Raw genomic sequence first — 692 nt, 5'->3', positions numbered from 1 at the left:
TCGGAGCCGGTGAAGTAGTAGGCCGCCATATCGCCGAGGGCGAGGTAACGGGCCATCATATCGGAGCAGGTGTACTGACTGGCCGTCATATCGGCGAGGGTGAGGTAACGGGCTATCATATCGGAACGGGCGAACTCACAGGTCGTCATATCGCCGAGGGCGAGATAGGGGAGCATCATATCGGAGCAGGGAAAGTCACCGGCCGTCATATCGCTGAAGGCGAGATAGCCGGTGAGCATATCGGAGCAGGTGAAGTGAGCGGCCGTCATATCGCTGAGGCTGAGGTAGCGAGCCAACATATCGGAGCCGGTGAAGTAGTAGGCCGCCATATCGCCGAGGGCGAGGTAACGGGCCAACATATCGGAGCCGGTGAAGTAGTAGGCCGCCATATCGCCGAATGCGAGATTATAGGCCAACATATCGGAGCAGGAGAAGTGAGCGGCCGTCATATTGCCGAAGGCGAGGTAACGGGCCGACATATCGGGGCAGGAGAAGTAAAGAGCCGCCATATCGGCGAAGGAGAAGTAGCCGGTCATCATATTGGAGTAGGTGAAGTAAAAGGTCATCACATCGCTGAAGGCGAGGTAGTAGGCCACCATATTAGTGAAGGAGAAGTAACAGGCCGCCACATCGGCGAAGGAGAAGTAACAGGCCGCCACATCGGCGAAGGAGAAGTAGTAGGCCATCATATT

At 56.5% G+C, this 692-nt stretch carries 1 protein-coding gene; it reads right to left on the bottom strand.

The genetic code is table 11. The annotated features are described in order from the left end of the window. On the bottom strand, window positions 1-692 hold a 692-nt coding region (locus DQX05_RS24940), incomplete at both ends, for a hypothetical protein (protein ID WP_220483267.1).

Source organism: Paenibacillus thiaminolyticus (genome assembly GCF_003591545.1).
GTDB lineage: Bacteria > Bacillota > Bacilli > Paenibacillales > Paenibacillaceae > Paenibacillus_B > Paenibacillus_B thiaminolyticus_A.
The sequence above is the reverse complement of the archived record's forward strand: the minus strand, read 5'-3'. Positions and strand labels throughout refer to the sequence as shown.